This window comes from Micromonospora sp. CNZ303, assembly GCF_004345505.1.
In genome coordinates this window covers 71,732-91,343 of the sequence record NZ_SLVT01000007.1, presented here as the reverse complement: position 1 = coordinate 91,343, position 19,612 = coordinate 71,732, and the positions used below count along the sequence as shown (strand labels likewise).

Here is a 19,612-nt window from a genome sequence, read left to right as displayed (position 1 = left end):
CGTGGCCCGCGATCGCCGCCGTCTCGGCGGGTCAACGCCCGTCTGACGTGCCGGACTGGCTCGACCTGGATACGGTGTGACCGCGATCTAGGGAAGGAGAATCATGGTCGATTCCCACAACACGCCGGCCCGCACCCGGCCGGGTGTGGTGACCATATCCACGTATCTGCTGTGGCTGTTCGCGCTCACCCAGCTGATCGGCCTCATCATCACGCTCTCCACCGTCGGCACGATGTCGGAGGTGCTCGACGAGGCGTACCGGGGCACCGACGCCAACGGCACGCAGAACCTGGCCGACATCACCACGATGATCGCCATCGGCGGCGCCGTCTTCGTGCTCCTGCTCGCGGTCGTGCTGGCCGTGCTCGGGGTGTTCAACAACCGGGGCAGCAACGGGTCGCGGATCACCACCTGGGTGATCGGCGGCATCATGGTCTGCTGCACGGGCGGTGGACTGGTCAGCGGAGTGGGCGGCGGCATGGGCACCGGTCAGACGACCGGCGACGCGCCGAGCCCGGAGGAGATCCAGCGCCGCCTCGACGAGGCGCTGCCCGGCTGGTTCACCCCGGTCACCACGCTGCTCAGCGTGCTCGGGCTGCTCGCGCTGCTCGCCGCGCTGATCCTGCTGGCGCTGCCGAAGGCCAACGAGTTCTTCCGCAAGCCGAAGCAGGGCTGGGAGCCGCCGGTCCCGGGTGCGGCCTACCCGCAATCCGGTGGCCAGCCCGGCTACCCGCAGTCCGGCCAGCCCGGCTACCCGCCCACTCCGGGGTACCCGCCGACGCCCGGCCAGCCGCAGGCGTCCGACCAGCCGGGCTACCCGCCGGCCCCGGGCGACCAGCCGCCGTCCACCCCGTACGGCGGGGGCCAGCCGGGCCAGCCGGGGACGAACCCGGGTGGCGAGCAGCCCGGTTCGGACCGTCCCGGACCGACCCCGCCGCCGGTGAGTTGACCGGTCGATAACAGCGACGCCGACGGTCCCTCCGAGTAGGTTGCAACCCGACGCCTACCGGAGGGACTCGTCGTGTCGCACCCCGATCGGGCACCGGCCCGCCGCCCGGCCGCGGTCACGGCGGCCGTGGCGCTGCTGGCGCTGATGGCGGTCGCCGCCCTCGCGTACGCCGCCGCCGGTGTGGCGACGCGGGGCGGCACCGTCGACCGGTTCCGCGCCGCCGCGGCGGACACCTCGGCACTCCCGGACCAGATCGACGGGACGGTCACCCTGCTGGGCGTGTCCACCGTGCTGACGGCGGTGGTGAGCCTGCTCGCGGGGCTGCTCCTCGCCGGTCTCGCCCTCGGCCTGCGGGCCGGCCGGGACGGCGCCCGCACCGCGACCTGGGTGGTTTCGGGGCTGGGGCTGATCGCCGGGTGCTGCGGGCTCGCGCTGCTGGTCGGGCAGCGCGCCACTCCGTTCGGGTCGGGCGAGGACGATCGGGCGACGGCGGAACTCCTCGGCCTTCTCGCCGAGGCCTACCCGTCCTGGTGGATTCCGCTGGGCGCGGGGCTTTCCGTCGGCCAGGTGCTCGGTTACCTTGTGGTAGCCGTGCTGCTGGCACTGCCGGCGGCGGGCGCCTGGTTCCGTCCGCGGCCCGCGCCGTCCGCCCCGCACCACCCTCCGGCGTCGCCCGCGCCGCCACCCGTCCAGCCCCCGCACCAGCCGCCCGCGCCCCCGTACCCGCCGAGTGAGGACCGCCCGTGACGCCCGACCAGTCGGCCAGCGAGCGACGGGCCCTGATCACCGGAGCGACCGCCGGCATCGGTGCCGCCTTCGCCCGCCGGCTGGCCGCCGACGGTTGGCACCTGGTGCTGGTGGCCCGGGACGCGAGCCGGCTGGCCGCGACGGCCGCCGAGCTGACCGGGCGGCACGGCCGGGAGGTCGAGACGATTCCGGCCGACCTGTCCACCGACGACGGTTGCGCGACGGTGGAGCGGCGGCTGGCCGAGGGCCCGCCGATCGAGTTGCTGGTCAACAACGCCGGGATCAGCCTGAACACCCCGTTCCTGCGCTCGTCCGCCGAGGACGAGGCGCGGCTGCTGCGGCTCAACGTGCACGCCGTGATGCGGCTGACCCTCGCGGCCCTGCGTCCGATGACCGAGCGGCGGCGTGGGGCAGTGATAAATGTCTCTTCGGTGGCGGGGTTCGGCGTGGTCATGCCGGGGTCGACATACTCCGCCAGCAAGGCGTGGGTCACCAACTTCAGCGAGTCCGTCGGCCAGTCCGCCCGGCCCTTCGGCGTACGCGTGATGGCGCTCTGCCCCGGCTACACGCGTACGGAGTTCCACGAGCGCGCCGGCATCAACATGTCGAAGACGCCGGAGTGGATGTGGCTGCGGGCCGACGACGTGGTCGAAGAAGCCCTGCGTGACCTGCGGAAAGGCAAGCTGGTCAGCGTTCCCGCGTGGAAGTACAAGCTCGCCGTGGCGGGGTTGCGGCACGCGCCCCGGCGGCTGCTGGAGGCGGTGTCCCGGGACACCCGGGGCCGGATCGGCCGCGACGGCGGCTGAGGGGCGGGTCGGGGGCGTCCCGCCCTGTCGACCTCCGCCGATCGTCCGATATGTCCGGCTGAACGGTCGCTCAGCGTAGCCGGCCATCGCCACCCGTAGGTCGTCCCCAGGGCTGATCCCGGTGGACCCCGCACACGACTCCCAGACTTGAGCAGTACCCTCTATCGGCATGGGGGACCACGACGACCTGCGTAAATTCATCACTGACCTGGCGGTGGTCCACGGCCGGGTGGTGCTCTCCTCAGGCCGCGAGGCCGACTGGTACGTCGATCTACGTCGCGTCACGCTCCATCACCAGGCTGCTCCGTTGGTGGGGCGCGTGATGCGTGACCTGACGGCCGACTGGGAGTACGACGCGGTGGGCGGGCTGACCCTGGGCGCCGACCCGGTGGCGCTGTCGATGGTGCACGCCGCGTCCGGGACCGACCGTCCGGTGGACGCGTTCGTGGTCCGCAAGGCGGGTAAGACACACGGTCTCCAGCGTCGGATCGAAGGGCCGGACGTGGCCGGCCGGCGGGTGTTGGCGGTGGAGGACACTTCCACCACCGGGGGAAGTGTGTTGACCGCGATCGAGGCCCTTCGCGAGGTCGGGGCCGAGATTGTGGGTGTGGCGGTTATTGTTGATCGAGGCGCCGGCGACGCGGTGCGAGCCGCCGGATTGCCGTATCGAGCGGCCTATACGTTGGCTGACCTCGGCCTTGTGGCGTAAAAGTCTGCCGATTCGGATCCGCCGATATGCAGGCGGATCGATGCTGCTGGTGGAAGGATGGAATACGTGGGAACTGCGTTGGCCGAAATGACTATGCCTCAGATCTCGCCGCTTGCCGGCGAGCCGATCGAACGTGCCGATGCCGAGCGTCTGGCGGGGGTCCTCAAGGCCCTCGCCGACCCTGCTCGACTTCGGCTGCTCAGCCTGATCCAGTCGGCGCCCGAGGGCGAGGCGTGCGTGTGCGACCTGACCGCACCCCTCGGCCTCTCGCAGCCGACGGTCAGTCACCACCTGCGTATCCTCACCGAGGCCGGCTTGCTGGAGCGGGAGAAGCGCGGTGTCTGGGCGTACTACCGGCTGGTGCCGACGGCGATCGCCACGATCGCCGATCTGCTGACCCCGCCGCGCAAGCGCGCCACCAAGAAGGCGCGCTGACCTTCACCGTTCGTCCGGTGCCATCCCCCACCGGGGGCGGCACCGGACGGCCGGTCGGTCAGTGCTTGCCGTAGTGCTCGCGGGTCTCCCGGATCGCCTCCTCGGCGGCGGCGCGTTCCTGCGCGGTGGTGCCCCGCTTGGCGGCCATCCGCGCCCGCAACAGCTCGACGGCGATCGGGATCACCGAGATCAACACGATGGCGATCAGGATCGCCTCGATGTTCGCCTTGACGAACGGGATCTGGCCGAGGAAGTAGCCGAGCACCGTCACGCCCGTGCCCCAGAGCACGCCGCCGATCACGTTGTAGATCACGAACGTGCGGTAGTTCATCCGGCTGACCCCGGCCACGATCGGCGTGAACGTCCGCACGATCGGCACGAAGCGGGCCAGCACGATGGAGCGCGCGCCGTACTTCTCGAAGAACTCGTGCGCCTTCAGCACGTTCTCCTGCTTGAACAGCTTCGAGTTCGGCCGGCGGAACAGCGCGGGGCCGACCTTGCGGCCGAACGCGTATCCGACCTGGTCGCCGGCGATCGCCGCGATGGTGATGAGCAGGCAGACCAGCCACAGCGGGTAGGTGATGTACTTCCCGTCCGCGGTGAGCAGCCCCGCGGTGAACAGCAGCGAGTCGCCCGGCAGGAAGAACCCGATCAGCAGGCCGGACTCGGCGAAGACGATCACCAAGATGCCGATCAGCCCGAACGTCGAGATCAACACCTCTGGATCGAGCCAGCTCGGCCCCAGGGCCAGGGTGGTGGTGGGCGTCGGCACGAGGCGACCTCCGATGTATGCCGGTCGGTGACGGAACGTCCGTAGTCTAGGTGGCCGCCGGCCGGCCCGGTGCTCGACGTCACAGCGCGCGAGGCGGTGCCGTCCCCCGCCGGGCAGTGACATCCGGCACCGGGGCCCGGCCGCCGCGCCGCCTCAGCGGGGTGCGACGACGAGCGTCTGCACGGCGCCACCCACCGTGCCGTCGGCGTCGGCCAGCCGGCTCGCCGCCACGCCCGAACCGTGCGGCCCGATCGTGGTGGCCGAGTCGAGCAGGATCCACTCGCCGCGCGGCGGCCGGTGCAGGGTCACCGTCAGGTCGACGTTCACGAACAGCCACCGGGCCGGGTCCAGGCGGGCACTCACCCCGCTGCCCGAGTCCGCGACCAGCAGCGCCAGCTCCGCCGGGGCGACGGCCTCGCCCGGCAGCAACGGGATCCGGGGCCGTACCCACACCCGCGCCGGGCCCGGCTCGACGAACGCGCCGGAGACGAAACGCCACTGCATGGCCGACAGGTAACCGCCGGAGTGGGCGCTGGCCCAGTCCGCAGGCTCGGTGCCCGCGTCCGGCCCCGGCACCGGTGGCCCGTCGTCGGCCGTCGCGGGCGTCGGCTCGGCCGGAGCCAGGATGCGCCAGCCCCGGGCGTGCAGCACCTCCTGCCCGCCGGCCTCCGCGATCCCCTCCACCAGCGTGATCCGGCGGCCGGCCCGGAGCGTACGGACCCGCAGCGTCAGCTCCGCCACCGGCACCGGGCGCAGGATGTCCACCGACACGCGGGTGAGGAGCTGGCCGTCGACCGGGTCGTGACCGGCGAGCGCCCGGGCGAGCAGGGCCGAGGGCGGGCCGGCGTGCTGGGCGGCCGGATCCCACGGACCGGCGGTCGCCGGCGTCGACCCGAACCGACCACCGCCGGCCGGCTCGTAGAACGCCTCGTACGTCATGGCCGGCGACCATACCCGCGGCCACCGACAGCCGGCGCCCGGCGGTCACGGGTGACGGCCGCCGTCGACCGCCGTCACCCGTCGCGCGTCGTCACAGCCGGGGGTCGACCGGCTCGGACTCGCAGGCCAGGATCGCGAACACCAGCTCGTGCCGGCGCCACAGCGGAGCGCCGGCGACCAGCGCGTCCAGCGCCGCCAGCCCCAGCCCGTGCTCGCGCAGCGCCATCCCCCGCTTGCGCCCCAGCGACCGGCGGCGCAGCGCGGCCAACTGCTCCGGCTCGTCGTAGCCGGGGCCGTAGATGATCCGCAGGTACTCCCGGCCCCGGCACTTGATGCCCGGCTGGAGCAGCGAACCCCGCTCGGTGCGGGCGGCCGGGCCGGCGTACGGCTTCACCACCATGCCCTCGCCGCCGGCCGCCGTCAGCGCCAGCCACCACTCGGTGGCCGCCGCCTCGTCGGCCGGATCGGACAGGTCGACCACCTGGCGGCGCGTCGGCGTGAAGAACTCCGGGTCGGCGGCGCAGAGCCGGTCGGCCAGCCCGAGGTGCCAGCCGTGGTCCCGGTCGGCGTAGCTGGCCTTCGCGCCGGCCAGCACCGCGAACGGGGCCAGGGTCACCCCGCGCAGCCCGTCGGTCGGCCCCACGTACGCCCGGTAGGCGTCCGAGTAGGCCAGGATCTCGTCGCGGCGACGGGCCATCCGGTCGCGCAGCTCCACCACGGGCAGCCCCCGCCCGGCCGCTGCCTCCAGCGCGGCCAGCGCCGCCGGCAGGGCGGCCCGGCCGGCGGCGCCGACCCCGGCGTACTGCTCGCGGATCAGGCCGCCCGCCTTCGCCGACCACGGCAGCAGCTCACAGTCGAGCAGCAGCCAGTCGGTCCCCAGCTCGTCCCAGAGCCCCGCCCCGCCGACCGCCGCGCGCACCCGGTCGAGCAGCTCGGTGTCGAGCGGCGCGCCGAAGAACGGGCGGCCGGTGCGGGTGTGCACCACCCCGCCACCCGGGCCGAAGGGCCCGCCGTCGGGCTCCCGGCAGACCAGCACCACCGCCCGCGAGCCCATGTGCTTCTCCTCGCAGACCACCCGGTCCACGCCCGCCGCGCGGTAGTCGGCGAACGCCTGCGCCGGGTGCTCCAGGAAGCCGCCCGCCGTGGCCGTCGAGCAGGGCGCCATCGTCGGCGGCAGCCAGGCCAGCCAGCGCGGGTCGACCGCGAATCGGCTCATCACCTCCAGCGCGGCGGCCGCGTTCTCCGCCGGCACGGTCAGCGACCCGTACGGGTGCTCGACGTGCCGCCGGCCGGTCACGTCGGTCAGCTCCAGCACCTGGTCGGGTCGGGCCGGCGCGGCGGCCAGCGGGCGGACCGGGGCGTACCACTCCCGCTCCGCCGGCACCGAGACCAGCTCCTTCTCCGGGTAGCGCAGCGCGGTGAGCCGGCCGCCGAAGACGCAGCCGGTGTCGACGCAGATGGTGTTGTTCACCCACTCCGGCACGGCGGCCGGTGTGTGCCCGTAGACCACCATCGCCGAACCCCGGTACTCCCGCGCCCACGGGTAACGCACCGGCATCCCGTACTCGTCGGTCTCGCCGGTGGTCTCGCCGTACAGCGCGAAGGAGCGCACCCGGCCCGACGCGCGGCCCTGGTATGCCTCCTTCAGCCCGGCGTGCGCGACCACCAGCCGGCCGCCGTCGAGCACGAAGTGGCTGGTCAGGCCGTCGATGAAGCCCGCCACCTCGGCCACGAAGGCGTCCGGCTCCGCCGCCAGCTGCGCCATCGTCTCGGCCAGCCCGTGGGTGAGCCGCACCTCGCGGCCGCGCAGCCGGCGCAGCAGCTTCTGCTCGTGGTTGCCGGGCACGCAGATCGCGTGCCCGGCGGCCACCATGCCCATCACCAGGCGGAGCACGCCGGGGGAGTCCGGGCCGCGGTCCACCAGGTCACCGACGAAGACGGCGGTACGCCCCGACGGGTGCGTCGCGTCCACCGGCCGGCCCCGCTCGTCGCGGCGCAGCTCCCAGCCGAGCCGGACGAGCAGCGCCTCCAGCTCGGCGCGGCAGCCGTGCACGTCCCCGACGATGTCGAACGGCCCGGTCAGCTCGCGCCGGTCGTTGAACAGCTTCTCGTAGCGGATCTCGGCGGCGTCGATCTCCTCGACGCCCCGCAGCACGTGCACCTTGCGGAAGCCCTCCCGGGCCAACAGCTTGTACGAGCGGCGCAGGTCGCGCTGCATCCGGGCGAGCACGTGCCGGTTGAAGGTGCGGTCGGCGCGGCCCTCGGTGCGTTCCCAGGCCAGCGCCTCGGGCACGTCCAGCACGACGGCCACCGGCAGCACGTCGTGCTCGCGGGCCACCCGCACCAGGCCCGCCCGGGCGTGCGGCTGGAGGTTGGTCGCGTCGACCACCGTGAGCCGGCCCCGGCGCAGCCGCGTGGCGGCGACGTGGTGCAGCGCGTCGAAGGCGTCGGCGGAGGCGGACTGGTCGTTCTCGTCGTCGGCGACCATCGCCCGGAACGTGTCCGAGGAGAGCACCTGGCTGGGCGCGAAGTGCCGGCGGGCGAAGGTGGACTTGCCGGAGCCGGAGACGCCGACGAGTGCGACCAGGGCCAGCTCGGGGATGTCGAGGGTGGTCACGGGTTCTCCTTCCGGGTCAGCACGACGAGCTGGGTGGGGGCGCCGACCTCGGGATCGTCGTCGCCGACCCCGCTGATCGCGGCGGCGTAGCCGTACGTGGTGGACACCCGGTCGACCCAGGCGGCGAACTCCGCGCGGGTCCACTCGAAGCGGTGGTCGGCGTGCCGGAACCGCCCGGCGGGCAGCCCCTCGTAGCGGACGTTGTACTCGGCGTTCGGCGTGGTCACCACGACCGTCGCCGGGTTGGCGTGACCGAGCACGGCGTCCTCCAGCGCCGGCAGCCGGGGCGGATCGACGTGCTCGATCACCTCCATCAGCACCGCCGCGTCGTACCCGCGCAGCCGGTCGTCCCGGTAGGTCAGCGCCGACTGCCAGAGCCGGATGCGGTCCCGCTGCCGCTCGGGCAACCGGTCCAGCCGCAGCCGCCGGGCGGCCAGGGCCAGCGCGTGCGTGGACACGTCGGTGCCCACGATCTCGGTGAACCGGCGGTCGCCGACCAGCGCGGCGAGCAGGGCACCGCCGCCGCAGCCGAGATCCAGCACCCGGCCCGCGCCCGCACCGGCCAGCGCGTTGAGCACCGCCTCCCGCCGGCGCGCGGCCAGTGACGCCCGGCGGGCGGCGACCTGCCCGCCCCCGGTGCCGCCGCCCACCCCGTCGCCGGTCGTCGCGTCGCCGCTCGCCTCGTCCGCGGTCGCATCGTCGGCGGCCGGCTCGTCGGTCGGGCGTCGCTCGGCCAGGCGGGCCAGGGCCAGCCCGGCCAACGCCCGCCGGTGCGCCAGGTAGCGACGGGTGATCATGTCGCGTTCCGGGTGGTCGGCCAGCCAGCCCTCGCCGGCCCGCAGCAGCTTGTCGACCTCGTCCGGGGCGACCCAGTAGTGCTTGGCGTCGTCCAGCACCGGCAGCAGGACGTAGAGGTGGTTGAGCGCGTCGGCGACGCGCAGAGTGCCGGTCAGCGTCAGGTCGACGTACCGGCTGTCGCCCCACTCCGGGTGCCGCTCGTCGAGCGGGATCGGGGCGGCGGTGACCGCCCAGCCGAGCGGGCCGAACATCCGGACCGCCACGTCCGCGCCGCCCCGGCAGCGCAGCACCGGCACCCGCACCTCCAGCGGGATCGGCGTACGGGCCAGCTCGGGACGCTCGCGGGACTCGCCGCGCAGGGCCGAGCGGTACACCTTGGACAGCGCGGAGGAGAGCAGGCTGGACGCCGCGTAGGGCCGGTCGTTGACGTACCGCCCCAGGGTGAAGCTGTCCGGGGTCGGCGCCTGCTGCCGGCTGCGGCCCCGCGCGCCGGCCAGCCGCAGCGGGTCGACGTCGAGCAGCAGGGCGGCGGTGCAACGCTGCTCGTCCGCCTCCGGGTAGAACACGTGCGCGGTGCCGACCGGCACGTCGAAGGCGTGCGCGCGGTCGGGGTGCTTGACCAGCAGGTGCCCGAGGTCGGTGGCCGGCCGGTGCGTGGTGGTCAGGGTGAGCAGCACGCGCCCATGGTGTCAGTCGCGTCGATCTTGCGTCGTCCCGTTTTCCCGCGATCCGGGTCGATCAGGCGACGAAGCGGGTCCTGCGGCGCCTGGTCAGCACGTAGCCACCCACGCCCGCGACGAGCAACAGCCCGCCGACGCCGACGATCAGGCCGGTGGACCCGCCGGTGATCGGCAGGGTGCCACCGTCACCGTCGTCGTTCCCGCCGCCCTGGCCGCCGGTCGCGTTCACCAGGATCCTGGCGGTGTCGTTGGCCGGGTTCTCGTCGCCCGTGCGCAGCCGCACCTCACCGGTGTGGCTGCCGGCCTTGTCGATGCGCAGCGTGAAGGCGAACTCCACCTTCTCGCCCTTGCCGACCGGGCCGATCAGGAAGCATCGATAGGCCGAGGCTCCCGGCTCGCCCGGCTCGCCCTCGCCGCTCGCGTTGCTGACGCAGGTCTTCGGGGCGCGTACGGCGGTGACACCCTTCGGCAGCGTGACGGTGGTCGAGACCTCGACGCCCGGGCGGCTTCCGGTGCCGACCGCCGCCGGGCCGTGGTTGACGTAACCGAAGGTCACCGGGACGGTCCTGCCCACCCGGGCGTCCACCTTCGCCCCGAGCGCCGCCACGTCGGCCCGCTGGTCGCCGGTCACCTGGAGCTCGATCCACGTCTGGTTGTCGTACGGGTCGACATCGGTCTGCGCCGAACGACGCGTGGTGACGGGCCGCAGTTCGAGCTTGCCGTCGGTGCCCCCCGGCCCGAGATCGTCATCCAGGTTCGTCTGGGCCTTGTACTCCTTCCAGTCCGCCGGGGTGAACCAGAACGCGGAGCCGGAGTAGACGGCGGGAGCCCAACTGTCGGCCGGCACGGTGAAGCCGAAGCTGGGGTCGAGCGCGGCGGCCCCGTGCGGCGCGATGACGGTGTCGAACGTGCAGACGAACGCGTAGTCCTTGAACGCGCCGCTGGCGTACCGGCAGTTCTCGTATCGCTGCGACGGGCGGAGCCCGTAGCTGGCGGAGACGAGCAGCACCGCACCGCGGGCGGCCGTCTCGCCCCGGTTCTCCAGGGTGAGCGGGGCCTTGAGCGTGCCGCCCGGGGCGCCGGTCAGCTTCAACGAATAGGCGGCGGCGAGGTCCACACCCTCACCGACGGCGACGGTCGAGCGGAAACTGCCCGAACCGGAACCGGGCGCGGTGACGGTGAACGCCAGCTTGCCCTCCTGGCCCGGCCTGGCACCGTCCTTCGCCCGCACCGACAGCTCGACCTGCACGGGCGGGTCACCATCGCCGAGGTCGGGAACCCTGCACGTCAGGATCACGCCGGCCTCGGTGCAGACGCCGGCGGGGGCGGTGCTCCGCACGTCGGCGAACCCGGCGACCTCGCTCCGGTCCACCTTCACGACGATGTCGTCGGACCACTCGATGCCGAGGGCGGAGAGGGTAATCCACTTCGTCGCGCCGCCGGGGGCGACGATCACGTCGTTGGCAATGAGCTTGAGGCTCCCGGTCGGAGCGGCGGAGGCGGGAATGGCGGAGGCTGCGACCAGCGCGCCTACGACGCCCAGCCCGGCCAGCCACCGCCGGATGGAGTGCTTGAGCATGTGGGGGTTCCTCCCATGCGATGCCCGGACCGGTCAGTGAATCCTAGGAATCCCTGAGCGCCGGCGCTGCCCGCCTCGCCGGCAACGGCCGAACATCGACCGAACGGCTGCCCAGGACCGCCGCAACGTTCCGGTCGCCCGCATGCGTCAACAGGGTCAGGAGCCCTGGAGGTGCAGTGACGTACGAGGAGTTCGCGGACTCGCGGCTGGCCGCGCTGCTGCGGTACGCGGTCATGCTGACCGGCGACCCGCACCAGGCGCAGGACCTGGTGCAGGACACCATGGTCCGGGTCCAGCTCAACTGGCGCCGGGTGGCCCGCGCCGACTCGCCCGAGCGCTACGTCCGCCGGATGCTGACCAACCAGTACGTCGACTGGCGGCGGGGCTCCTGGATGCGCCGGGTGCTGCTGCGTGCCGAGCCCGACGACGCGGTGCCGGTGCCGGCCGACCACGCCCAGCACGCCGTGGAGCGGGACCAGGTCTGGTCCTGGCTGTCCCGACTGCCGCGCCGGCAGCGGGCCACGTTGGTGCTGCGCTACTACGAGGACCTGCCCGACGCGGAGATCGCCGACATCCTCGGCTGCGCCGTCGGGACGGTCCGCTCGTCCATCTCCCGAGCCCTGGCCACACTGCGCGCCGAATACGTGGAGGCCCGATCGTGATCGAGGACGACCTGCGTGCCGCCTTCGCCCGGCACGAGACCCTGACGCCGCCCGCCGACCCGCTGCGGTCCGCCATCGACCGGCTCGCGGCTGCCCGCCGTCGTCGCCGGCTGCGGCTCCGGGCCGGCGGTGCCGCGCTGGCCCTGCTCGGCGTACTCGGGATCGGGGTGCCACAGCTCACGCCGGACCGGGTCGCCGAGGACGCCACGGTGCTCGCCGGGCCCACCGGGCCGGCACCGACCGGCGCGCTGAACATCCTGCTGCTCGGCGCGGACGGCTCGACGAAGGCCCCCGCCCGGATGGCCGACTCGATCCTGCTGGTGCACATTCCGGCGGACCGCAGCCGGCCGTACCTCATCTCACTGCCCCGCGACCTGGCGGTGCCGATCCCCGGGCACGGGACCGACAAGCTCAGCAGCGCCTTCCTGCACGGCGCCGGCAACGGCCGGCCCGACCTGGAGCGCGGCTACGAGCTGACCCGCCGGACGGTCGCCGACCTGACCGGCGTACGCGTCGACGCCGGCGCGGTGCTCACCTACCCGGTGTTGCGCCGGCTCACCGACGAGGTCCGCGGGGTGGAGGTCTGCCTACCGCGCGAGGTGCGCTCCTTCCACACAGAGCGGGTCTTCCCGAGCGGCTGCCAGCGGCTCGACGGCGCCGCCTCGGTCGACCTGCTGCGGCAGCGGCGGGAACTGCCCGAGGGCGGGCTCGACCGGGACCGGCACGCGCAGCTCTTCGCCGCCGGGCTGATCCGTCGGGCAGGTGAACAGGGGGTGCTGACCAGCCCCGTCAGGCTCCGCGCCCTCGTCGACGCCGCCGGCGCGGGGCTGGTGGTGGGCGGCGGCACGCCTCTCGTGGACCTGCTGAGGGTGCTTCCGGGCCTGGCGTCCGTCGACCCGGTCGGGCTCAGCCTCCCGGTCGGGCCGCCGGAGGGCCTCGGCTGGCGGCTGACACCGGACCGGGAGGAAGCGCCGGAGTTCCTCGCGGCGCTGCGGGAGGACCGGCTGGCGCAGTGGGCGGCGCGGCATCCGGAACGGGTCCACCGCACCCGCTGACGCGCGGGCCGGACGGCACCGGTCCTCCGGCGGCGTCCGGCCCACGTACGGCTCAGCGGTAGTCGTCCTCGTCGGCGGCGACCACCCGCGCCTGCTCCATCGCGTCCCAGTCGTCGACCTCCAGGCCGCGGTGCGGCTCGGTGTCGGCGTCGCCGGGGTCGACCGCGGCGGCCTGCTCGATAGCGTCGGCCGGCTCCGCCTCCATGTCGCGTTCCTCGGGGCTGAGGTGGTCGCTGGGTGCGAAGTCCTCTTCGGGCTGACCCATATCAGTCCCTCCCGGGATCTCAGCGGACAGTTCCCCACACACCGTACGGGTTGCGCCCGCCCGCCGCTCGGAAGCCGAGTCGACCGAATCGACCCACCGGCCGCCGCCCCCGGTGCCAGGATGGGACGGTGGGCTTCCTGATCCGGTCGGCGAGCACCGCCGTCGCGTGCCCGCGTCCCGGGGTGCCGTCGTGCTGGCCGTGGCGACCTGGCTGATCGGCGTCTTCCGCGCCCGACAGGTGGGAGGGGCGGCGGGACGGTGGCCAGGGACCGGGCGCGTACCGGGTCGGTTGTGCCGGCACCGGTCTTCTACGGGATACTGCCGACGGTGGACAGCGCGGTCCGGCGCACCCAGGGACAACAGCGGCCGGTGACGGCCGACAGCGGTAAGTAAGGAGCGTTCGACATGCCCATCGCTTCCCCCGAGACCTACGCGGAGATGCTGGACCGCGCCAAGGCCGGCCGGTACGCGTACCCCGCGATCAACGTGACGTCCTCGCAGACCCTGAACGCGGCGCTCAAGGGCTTCGCCGACGCGGAGAGCGACGGCATCATCCAGGTCTCGACCGGTGGCGCGGAATACCTCTCCGGCCCCTCCGTGAAGGACATGGTCACCGGCGCGGTGGCGTTCGCCGCCTACGCGCACGAGGTGGCCAAGAAGTACCCGGTCAACATCGCCCTGCACACCGACCACTGCCCGCAGGAGAAGCTGGACAAGTTCGTCCGGCCGCTCATGCAGATCTCCAAGGAGCGGGTGGCCGCCGGCCAGGAGCCGCTGTTCCAGTCGCACATGTGGGACGGCTCGGCCGTGCCGGTGGCGGAGAACCTGCAGATCGCCGCCGAGCTGCTCGACCGGGCCGCCGAGGCCAAGATCGTCCTCGAGATCGAGGTCGGCGTGGTCGGCGGCGAGGAGGACGGCGTCGAGAACGCCATCAACGACAAGCTCTACACCACCGTCGAGGACGGCCTGGCCATGGTCGAGGCGCTCGGCCTGGGCGAGAAGGGCCGCTACATGGCGGCGCTGACCTTCGGCAACGTGCACGGTGTCTACAAGCCGGGCAACGTCAAGCTCCGCCCCGAGATCCTCAACCAGATCCAGGAGGCGGTCGGCGCCAAGTACGGCAAGGAGAAGCCGCTCAGCCTGGTCTTCCACGGCGGCTCCGGCTCGCTGCTCTCGGAGATCCGCGAGGCGCTGGACTACGGCGTGGTGAAGATGAACATCGACACCGACACCCAGTACACCTTCACCCGGCCCGTCGCGGACCACATGTTCCGCAACTACGACGGCGTGCTCAAGGTGGACGGCGAGGTCGGCAACAAGAAGCAGTACGACCCGCGGGTCTGGGGCAAGGCCGCCGAGGCCGGCATGGCCGCCCGCGTGGCGGAGGCCTGCGAGCACCTGCGCTCGACCGGCACCACGCTGGCCAAGTGACGCGCTGACCTGTACCGCCGACGGCCGGCTCCCCACCCGGGGGGCCGGCCGTCGCTTTGGTTAGGAAGGGCACCTTGCACATCGGAATGCGATAGGAAGGTGCCCTTCCTAACCGGCGGTGAGCACCCGGACCGCCTCGTGGACGTCGTCGGTGAGGTGCACGGAGGACGACAGGTCGCCGAACGGCGAGGCGCCCAGCAGCGGCCGCAGCAGCGCCTCCACCGGAAGCTCGTCCGTCCAGTACGCGCGGTCGAGGAAGACGTACGCGCCGCTGGCCCCGTCGGTGCCGTAGTAGGTCTTCGTGGCGGCCTGGAACACCTCCTGCACCGTGCCCGCCCGACCGGGGGCGAAGACGATCCCGCCCCGGGCCAGCCGCAGGATGGTGTCCTCGCGGATGGCGTTGGAGAAGTACTTGGCGATCCGGCCGGCGAACAGGTTCGCCGGCTCGTGCCCGTACAGCCAGGTGGGGATGGCCAGCCCGCCGGCGCGCGCCCAGTCCACGTCGCCGGCGGCCAGCGCTGCCGAGTCGGCGCGGGACACGCTGTCGGCGTCGGCGTCCCGGGGCCGGGGCGGCACCACCTGCCGGCCGTAGCGCTCCCGGACCAGCAGCGCCGCCGCCGTGTAGCGGTCGTGGTCGGTGAAGTCCGGCGCCCCGGCCAGCAGGTCGATCGCGGCGTCCAGGTCCTCGACCGGCCGCAGCGCGAGGTGGGCGCCGAGGTTGGCGGCCTCCATCACGCCGGGGCCGCCGCCGGTCACCACCAGCCGGTCGGCCCGCGCCAGCTCCCAGCCCAGCACCGCCGCCATCCGGTACGGCGCGCTGCCGCGCGGCACGGCGTGCCCGCCCATGATGCCCACCACCGACTGCGGCCCGTGGGTGGCCAGCCAGGCGCGGGTGGCGTCGGCCAACGCGTTGTCCACGCCGTGGTCGTGCAGCCGCTGGCCGAGCGCCTCCCGGACGTCCGGCAGCGCCCCGCCGTGCGCCCGGAAGTGCTCGTAGACGCGGGTGTCGTACATCCCGGCGAACCCGCCCTCGGCGAACCCGGCGGCCAGCTCCTCCGGGGTGTAGAGGTGCGACGGCTGGGTCGGGTAGGGCAGCCCGGAGAACGGCGGCACCACGTTCGCGCCGCGCCGGACCAGGTCGGCGCCGACCTCCCGGGAGGCGAAGCGGCAGCCCACGAAGAGGGTGCCGGTCACCTCGACGGCGGTGAGGTCGGGGACGGGATCGAGGTCGAGCCGTAGCCCCTGCACGGTCAGCCCGACGAGGCTGCCGGTGGTCAGCCGCCGGTCGAACTCGGCGCGGGTCTCGATCTCGTCGGTGCAGGTGTGCGGCTCGATGACGTCCGCGGGAGGTGGGGTCGGCACCCTGGCCATCCTGCCCCGCCGGGTCAACCGGCCAAACCTGGGAGCCCTCCGCGCTCCGGCGACCCTGCCGCCGGAGGTCGCCTGACCCGCGCGTCACCGCACTCGCGCTGGAACGACGGGAGCCCGGCGGCCGTGACCACCGGGCTTCCGCGGTACCGGGTCCTGGGGAGGCTCCGGACCAATAGTTGTAGTCGAAAGCATCGGCCCGGGGCATGGGCCGCAGGCGTGACCAACTCCTCAGCCGTTCAGCCAGCCGGCTCGCCCAACCCCCTCGCGCGCCCCAGGGCGAAGCGGGTTGAATGGGGCGATGCAGAACCTGTTGCCGGAACCACCGGCCACTCTCCTCCCCGCGCACGACGAGGCCGACGCCGCCCTGGCCGCCGCCGAGCAGGCCGGCAGCGACGAGGCGTACGCCCAGGTGGCGGCGCGCTTCCCGACCTACAGCGCCGGCTGGGGTGCGCTGGCCGCGCGGGCTTTCGCCGCCGGCCAGGTCATCCCGGCGTACGCCTACGCGCGCACCGGCTACCACCGGGGCCTGGACCAGCTGCGCCGCAGCGGCTGGAAGGGATTCGGTCCGGTGCCGTGGTCGCACGAGCCGAACCAGGGCTTCCTGCGCTGCCTCTACGTGCTGTCCCGGGCCGCCGACGAGATCGGCGAGGCGGACGAGGCGGCCCGCTGCGCCCAGTTCCTGCGCGACTGCGACCCCGCCGCGGCGGACGCGCTCGCGAGCAACTGACGCCCGAGCCGACGGCCGGCGCGGCGTCAGTCCCGCCGGCCGTCGGCTCGGCCGAGTCCGCCATCCCGCCGCGCCCGCGAGGGCCTACAGCCCCTCCGCGACGGCGGCGGCGATCTTCAGCCAGGCGTCCCGGGCGGCTGCGGAGAGCCCTCCGTACCGGATCGGCTCGCCGGTGTCGATGAGCCGCTCGTACGGCGCGAGCAGCACCGCCCGGGTGCGCGCCGCGAAGTGCTCCTGGATCGCCGGCAGGTCGATCTCCTTGCGCGACGGCGGCATGGAGACCACGGTGACCGCCTGCCGTACCAGCCGCTGCCGGCCGCTCTGCTCCAGGTGGTCCAGCATCCGGGCGGCCGTCTCCGCCGAGTCGTTGCGGGCCGACATGGTGACCACCAACTGGTCGGTGGCGTCCATGGCGGCCTGCCAGTTCTGGGCCCGGACGTTGTTGCCCGTGTCCACGAAGATCAACTTGTAGAACCGGCTGACCACCTCGCGGATCTCGGCGAAGGCGGCGGCGGTGAGCATCTCGCCACCCGTGGCCGACTCGTCCGAGGCGAGGACGTCGAACATCCCCTCGCCCTGCGAGCGGACGTACTGCGACAGGTCGCCCACCCGCCCGTGTGCGCCCTGGAACTGGCCCAGGTCCCGCAGCATGTCCCGCACCGTACGGGAGTGGAAGTCCTGCTGGGCGCGCATCCCGAGGGTGCCCTGGGTCTCGTTGTTGTCCCAGGCCAGCACGTAACCGCCGCGCTTCTGGCCGAACGTCATCGCCAGCAGCAGGATGGCCACCGTCTTGCCGGCCCCGCCCTTCGGGTTCACCACGGTCACCTGGCGCAGCCCGCCGAAGTTGCGGCGTACCGTCTCGATGTCCCGCCGCATCTCCTGCTCGTGCCGCCCGGGCGGCAGCCGCAGCCCCATCCGGTTGGCCACCGCCCGTACGCCCATCGTGGCCACCGGGTCGGCGGGCCGGACCTGCCGGCGGCGCGCGAAGTCCTCGGCCGTCGGCGGGTCGGTGATCGCCGGGCGCCAGTTCGGGTCGGGCTGTGCCGGCGGCACCGCGACGACCCCCTCCGCCGGCTGGTACGCCTGCTGCGGAGCCGGGGCGTGGCCCCCCGGGGCGGCCTGCTGCCAGGGCGGCGGATACCAGCCGGGCGGGTACGGCCCGGGCGGCGTCGCACCCTGCTGCGGCGGGTACGGCCCCGGCGGACCGGCCTGCTGCCCCGGGTAGGGGGCGCCCTGCTGCGGTGGGTAGGGCCCGGGCGGCGCGGACTGCTGTGCCGCCGCCGGGCCGGCCCCGAAGTCCTGCTGTGCCGCCGCCTGGTTCGGTCCCAGGCCCTGCTGTGCCGTCGCCGGGGCGGGTCCGAAGTCCTGTTGTGCCGCCGGATCGGCTCCGAAGTTCTGCTGTGGCGTCGCCGGGTCGCGCCCGGGGTTCGGCTCATGGCTCGGCGTGGGGCCGACCGGCACGCCCTGCCCAGCCGAATCGCGCGGGAACGGCACCTGGGGCGCACCCGCCCGGGGCGGGGCCTGCCGGAGTGGGCCCTGGTCGGCCGGACCCGGCGGGGGGAGGGCCTGGCCGGCCGTGCCCGGCTGGGCCGGTTGCTGGTGGTGGAGAGTCGGTCGGAGCGTGGCGCCCTGGTGCGTGGGCGCGGGATCGGTCGCGCCGGGTCCCGGTCCGGGCTCGACGGCCGCCGTGGCCGGCCGCTGCGGCGGCTGCGCCCACGGCGACTCGGCCGGCATCCGCGCCCCGCCGCCGTTGGCCTGGCCGCCGCCCGTCGCCGCCCCGCCGGCACCCCCGTTCGCGGGACCGCCGGCGCCGTCATTCGCGGCGCCGCCCGCATCCCCGTGCGTCGGGTCGCCGGGACCGTCATCCGCCCGTCCGCCGGCACCGCCCTTCGCCGGGTCGCCGACACCGTCATCCGTCGGAACGCTGGTACTCCCATTCGTCGGGCCGCCGTTGGTCGGGCCGTCGTTGGTCGGGTCGCCGGTTCCGTTCCCGCCCGTCGGCGTGCCGGCCGTCGGGGCGTCGCCGGTCCGGTGGAGGCCGTCAGCCCCGGCGGATCCGCCGGGGCCGGGCGCCGTGTCGTGGGGCGACGGCCTACCACCCGGGATGGCGTCGGCCGTGGCGTCCGGCGAGGGACTGTCCTGCCGCTTGGCGAGCCCCTCGGTCGGCTCGCCCGGACCGCTGGGACGAGTCGAGTTGGCCGGTGCCGTGTCGGTCCGGGCGGTGCCCACGGGCTGCGAAGACGCCACCGGAACGGGCACGGCCGGCTGGTCGAGGCTGAACGGCATGTCGAGGTCGACCGGGGCGGGCCCGGTCTGCGGAGCCCGAGGAGCCGGTACGCCACCTCCGGCGGCCACCGACGGACCTCTGCCCGCACCGACCGACATGCGGTCGCCGGCGGGGCCGGTGGCAGGCGCGCCGACCGCGCCGAGGCCCGGGCCCGGGCCTGCGGTCGGGCCCAGGCTGGGGCCTGCGGTCGGGCTCGGGCCCAGGCTCGGGCCTGGGGTCGGGCTCGGGTCTGAGATCGGGCTCGTCGGGCCCGTGGGGGCGTTCGGGGTGGCCGGGGTGGCCTGCGCGGTGGGCGTCGGCGGTGCCCAGGCCGAGGCGTCCGGCCCCCATCCCGACGCCGTGGCCGGTGGGGGACCAGAGGCCTCGGCCGGTGGACGGGCCGACACCCCGATCGCTGGGTGGCCCGAGGCGGCGGCATGCGGAGGCCCAGGGGCCACGGCCGGTGGAGGCCCCGGGACTGCGGTGGGCGGAGGCCCCGGGATCGCGGCCGGTGGAGGTCCCGGGACTGTGGCCGGTGTGGGCCCCGGGACTGCGGCCGGGGGATGGCCCGGAAGTGCGGGTGGTGGCGACGCCCAGCCGGTGTTCGCGCCCTGCGGGGCGGTCGTCCCCGCGTCGGGGAGCGGCACCCCGTGCAGCGACGGGTAGTCGGCCGGCGAGGGCGGCTCACCCGGCCGGCCCTGGGGCGGTACGGGGGACGGGGGCGCGGCGGTCGACGCCCAGGGCGGTGTGTCGGTGCCGTCGATCTGCTCCGGCGGCCAGAGTGGTTCGATGTCCCGCTCCGGC

General features: G+C 74.2%; 17 protein-coding genes. 9 read left to right on the top strand and 8 right to left on the bottom strand.

What is annotated here, in order from left to right; translation table 11 throughout:
- Positions 1–103 precede the first annotated feature (103 nt).
- The 5 genes from EV374_RS13540 to EV374_RS13520 all read left to right on the top strand — a co-directional run bounded on the left by EV374_RS13540 (position 104) and on the right by EV374_RS13520 (position 3,646).
- Entirely contained in the window at positions 104–949 is an 846-nt protein-coding gene (locus tag EV374_RS13540) for a hypothetical protein (RefSeq protein WP_132235224.1), read from the top strand.
- A 72-nt stretch (positions 950–1,021) separates the two neighbouring features.
- Positions 1,022–1,696 carry a hypothetical protein gene (locus tag EV374_RS13535; protein ID WP_132235222.1) on the top strand — a complete coding sequence of 225 codons (675 nt, stop codon included), beginning with the start codon at positions 1,022–1,024 and terminating at the stop codon, positions 1,694–1,696.
- The gene (locus tag EV374_RS13530; protein WP_132235220.1) at positions 1,693–2,502 is read left to right on the top strand and encodes an SDR family NAD(P)-dependent oxidoreductase; all 810 of its coding nucleotides are present in this window, start codon (positions 1,693–1,695) and stop codon (positions 2,500–2,502) included. Before EV374_RS13535 ends, EV374_RS13530 begins: the two co-directional genes overlap by 4 nt.
- A 169-nt stretch (positions 2,503–2,671) precedes the next feature.
- Positions 2,672–3,211 (top strand): orotate phosphoribosyltransferase, encoded by a 540-nt coding sequence (locus EV374_RS13525; protein ID WP_132235218.1) that lies wholly within the window; start codon positions 2,672–2,674, stop codon positions 3,209–3,211.
- 57 nt (positions 3,212–3,268) lie between these two features.
- A complete protein-coding gene (locus tag EV374_RS13520; protein ID WP_007073957.1) occupies positions 3,269–3,646 on the top strand; it encodes an ArsR/SmtB family transcription factor in 378 nt (125 codons plus the stop codon).
- 58 nt (positions 3,647–3,704) lie between these two features.
- On the opposite strand, the gene EV374_RS13515 is transcribed toward EV374_RS13520, so the two are convergent.
- From EV374_RS13515 to EV374_RS13495, 5 genes are all read right to left on the bottom strand, one after another.
- Positions 3,705–4,418: a VTT domain-containing protein gene (locus tag EV374_RS13515; RefSeq protein WP_132235216.1), complete on the bottom strand. Its 714-nt coding sequence runs from the start codon at positions 4,416–4,418 to the stop codon at positions 3,705–3,707.
- A gap of 153 nt (positions 4,419–4,571) precedes the next feature.
- On the bottom strand, positions 4,572–5,357 hold the full coding sequence (locus EV374_RS13510) for a thioesterase family protein (protein WP_132235214.1): 786 nt from the start codon (positions 5,355–5,357) through the stop codon (positions 4,572–4,574).
- Between the two features lie 91 nt (positions 5,358–5,448).
- Complete coding sequence (locus tag EV374_RS13505) at positions 5,449–7,974, bottom strand: polynucleotide kinase-phosphatase (RefSeq protein ID WP_132235212.1); 2,526 nt, start codon at positions 7,972–7,974, stop codon at positions 5,449–5,451.
- On the bottom strand, positions 7,971–9,449 hold the full coding sequence (locus tag EV374_RS13500; protein WP_132235210.1) for a 3' terminal RNA ribose 2'-O-methyltransferase Hen1: 1,479 nt from the start codon (positions 9,447–9,449) through the stop codon (positions 7,971–7,973). The genes EV374_RS13505 and EV374_RS13500 overlap by 4 nt, the downstream gene beginning before the upstream one ends.
- Positions 9,450–9,510: 61 nt before the next feature.
- On the bottom strand, positions 9,511–11,031 hold the full coding sequence (locus EV374_RS13495; RefSeq protein WP_132235208.1) for an LPXTG cell wall anchor domain-containing protein: 1,521 nt from the start codon (positions 11,029–11,031) through the stop codon (positions 9,511–9,513).
- Between the two features lie 176 nt (positions 11,032–11,207).
- Between EV374_RS13495 and EV374_RS13490 the strand changes: the two genes are divergently transcribed.
- Together EV374_RS13490 and EV374_RS13485 are read left to right on the top strand one after the other, a co-directional pair.
- On the top strand, positions 11,208–11,693 hold the full coding sequence (locus EV374_RS13490; RefSeq protein WP_132235206.1) for a SigE family RNA polymerase sigma factor: 486 nt from the start codon (positions 11,208–11,210) through the stop codon (positions 11,691–11,693).
- Positions 11,690–12,748, top strand: coding sequence for an LCP family glycopolymer transferase (locus EV374_RS13485; protein ID WP_132235204.1), 1,059 nt, complete (start codon positions 11,690–11,692; stop codon positions 12,746–12,748). The genes EV374_RS13490 and EV374_RS13485 overlap by 4 nt, the downstream gene beginning before the upstream one ends.
- 52 nt (positions 12,749–12,800) lie before the next feature.
- Here EV374_RS13485 and EV374_RS13480 read toward each other — a convergent pair whose 3' ends face one another.
- Complete coding sequence (locus EV374_RS13480) at positions 12,801–13,013, bottom strand: hypothetical protein (protein ID WP_132235202.1); 213 nt, start codon at positions 13,011–13,013, stop codon at positions 12,801–12,803.
- 405 nt (positions 13,014–13,418) lie between these two features.
- On the opposite strand from EV374_RS13480, the gene fbaA reads away from it, so the two are divergent.
- Entirely contained in the window at positions 13,419–14,444 is a 1,026-nt protein-coding gene (gene fbaA, locus EV374_RS13475) for a class II fructose-bisphosphate aldolase (protein ID WP_132235200.1), read from the top strand.
- A 108-nt stretch (positions 14,445–14,552) separates the two neighbouring features.
- Here the strand turns inward: fbaA and EV374_RS13470 are convergent, their stop codons facing one another.
- Positions 14,553–15,806, bottom strand: a complete 1,254-nt coding sequence (locus EV374_RS13470; protein ID WP_486485739.1) for an LOG family protein — start codon at positions 15,804–15,806, stop codon at positions 14,553–14,555.
- A 307-nt stretch (positions 15,807–16,113) separates the two neighbouring features.
- On the opposite strand from EV374_RS13470, the gene EV374_RS13465 reads away from it, so the two are divergent.
- Positions 16,114–16,542 carry a DUF3151 domain-containing protein gene (locus tag EV374_RS13465; protein WP_132235196.1) on the top strand — a complete coding sequence of 143 codons (429 nt, stop codon included), beginning with the start codon at positions 16,114–16,116 and terminating at the stop codon, positions 16,540–16,542.
- 84 nt (positions 16,543–16,626) lie between these two features.
- Here the strand turns inward: EV374_RS13465 and EV374_RS13460 are convergent, their stop codons facing one another.
- The gene (locus tag EV374_RS13460) at positions 16,627–18,276 is read right to left on the bottom strand and encodes a MinD/ParA family ATP-binding protein (protein WP_486485738.1); all 1,650 of its coding nucleotides are present in this window, start codon (positions 18,274–18,276) and stop codon (positions 16,627–16,629) included.
- Between the last annotated feature and the right edge of the window lie 1,336 nt (positions 18,277–19,612).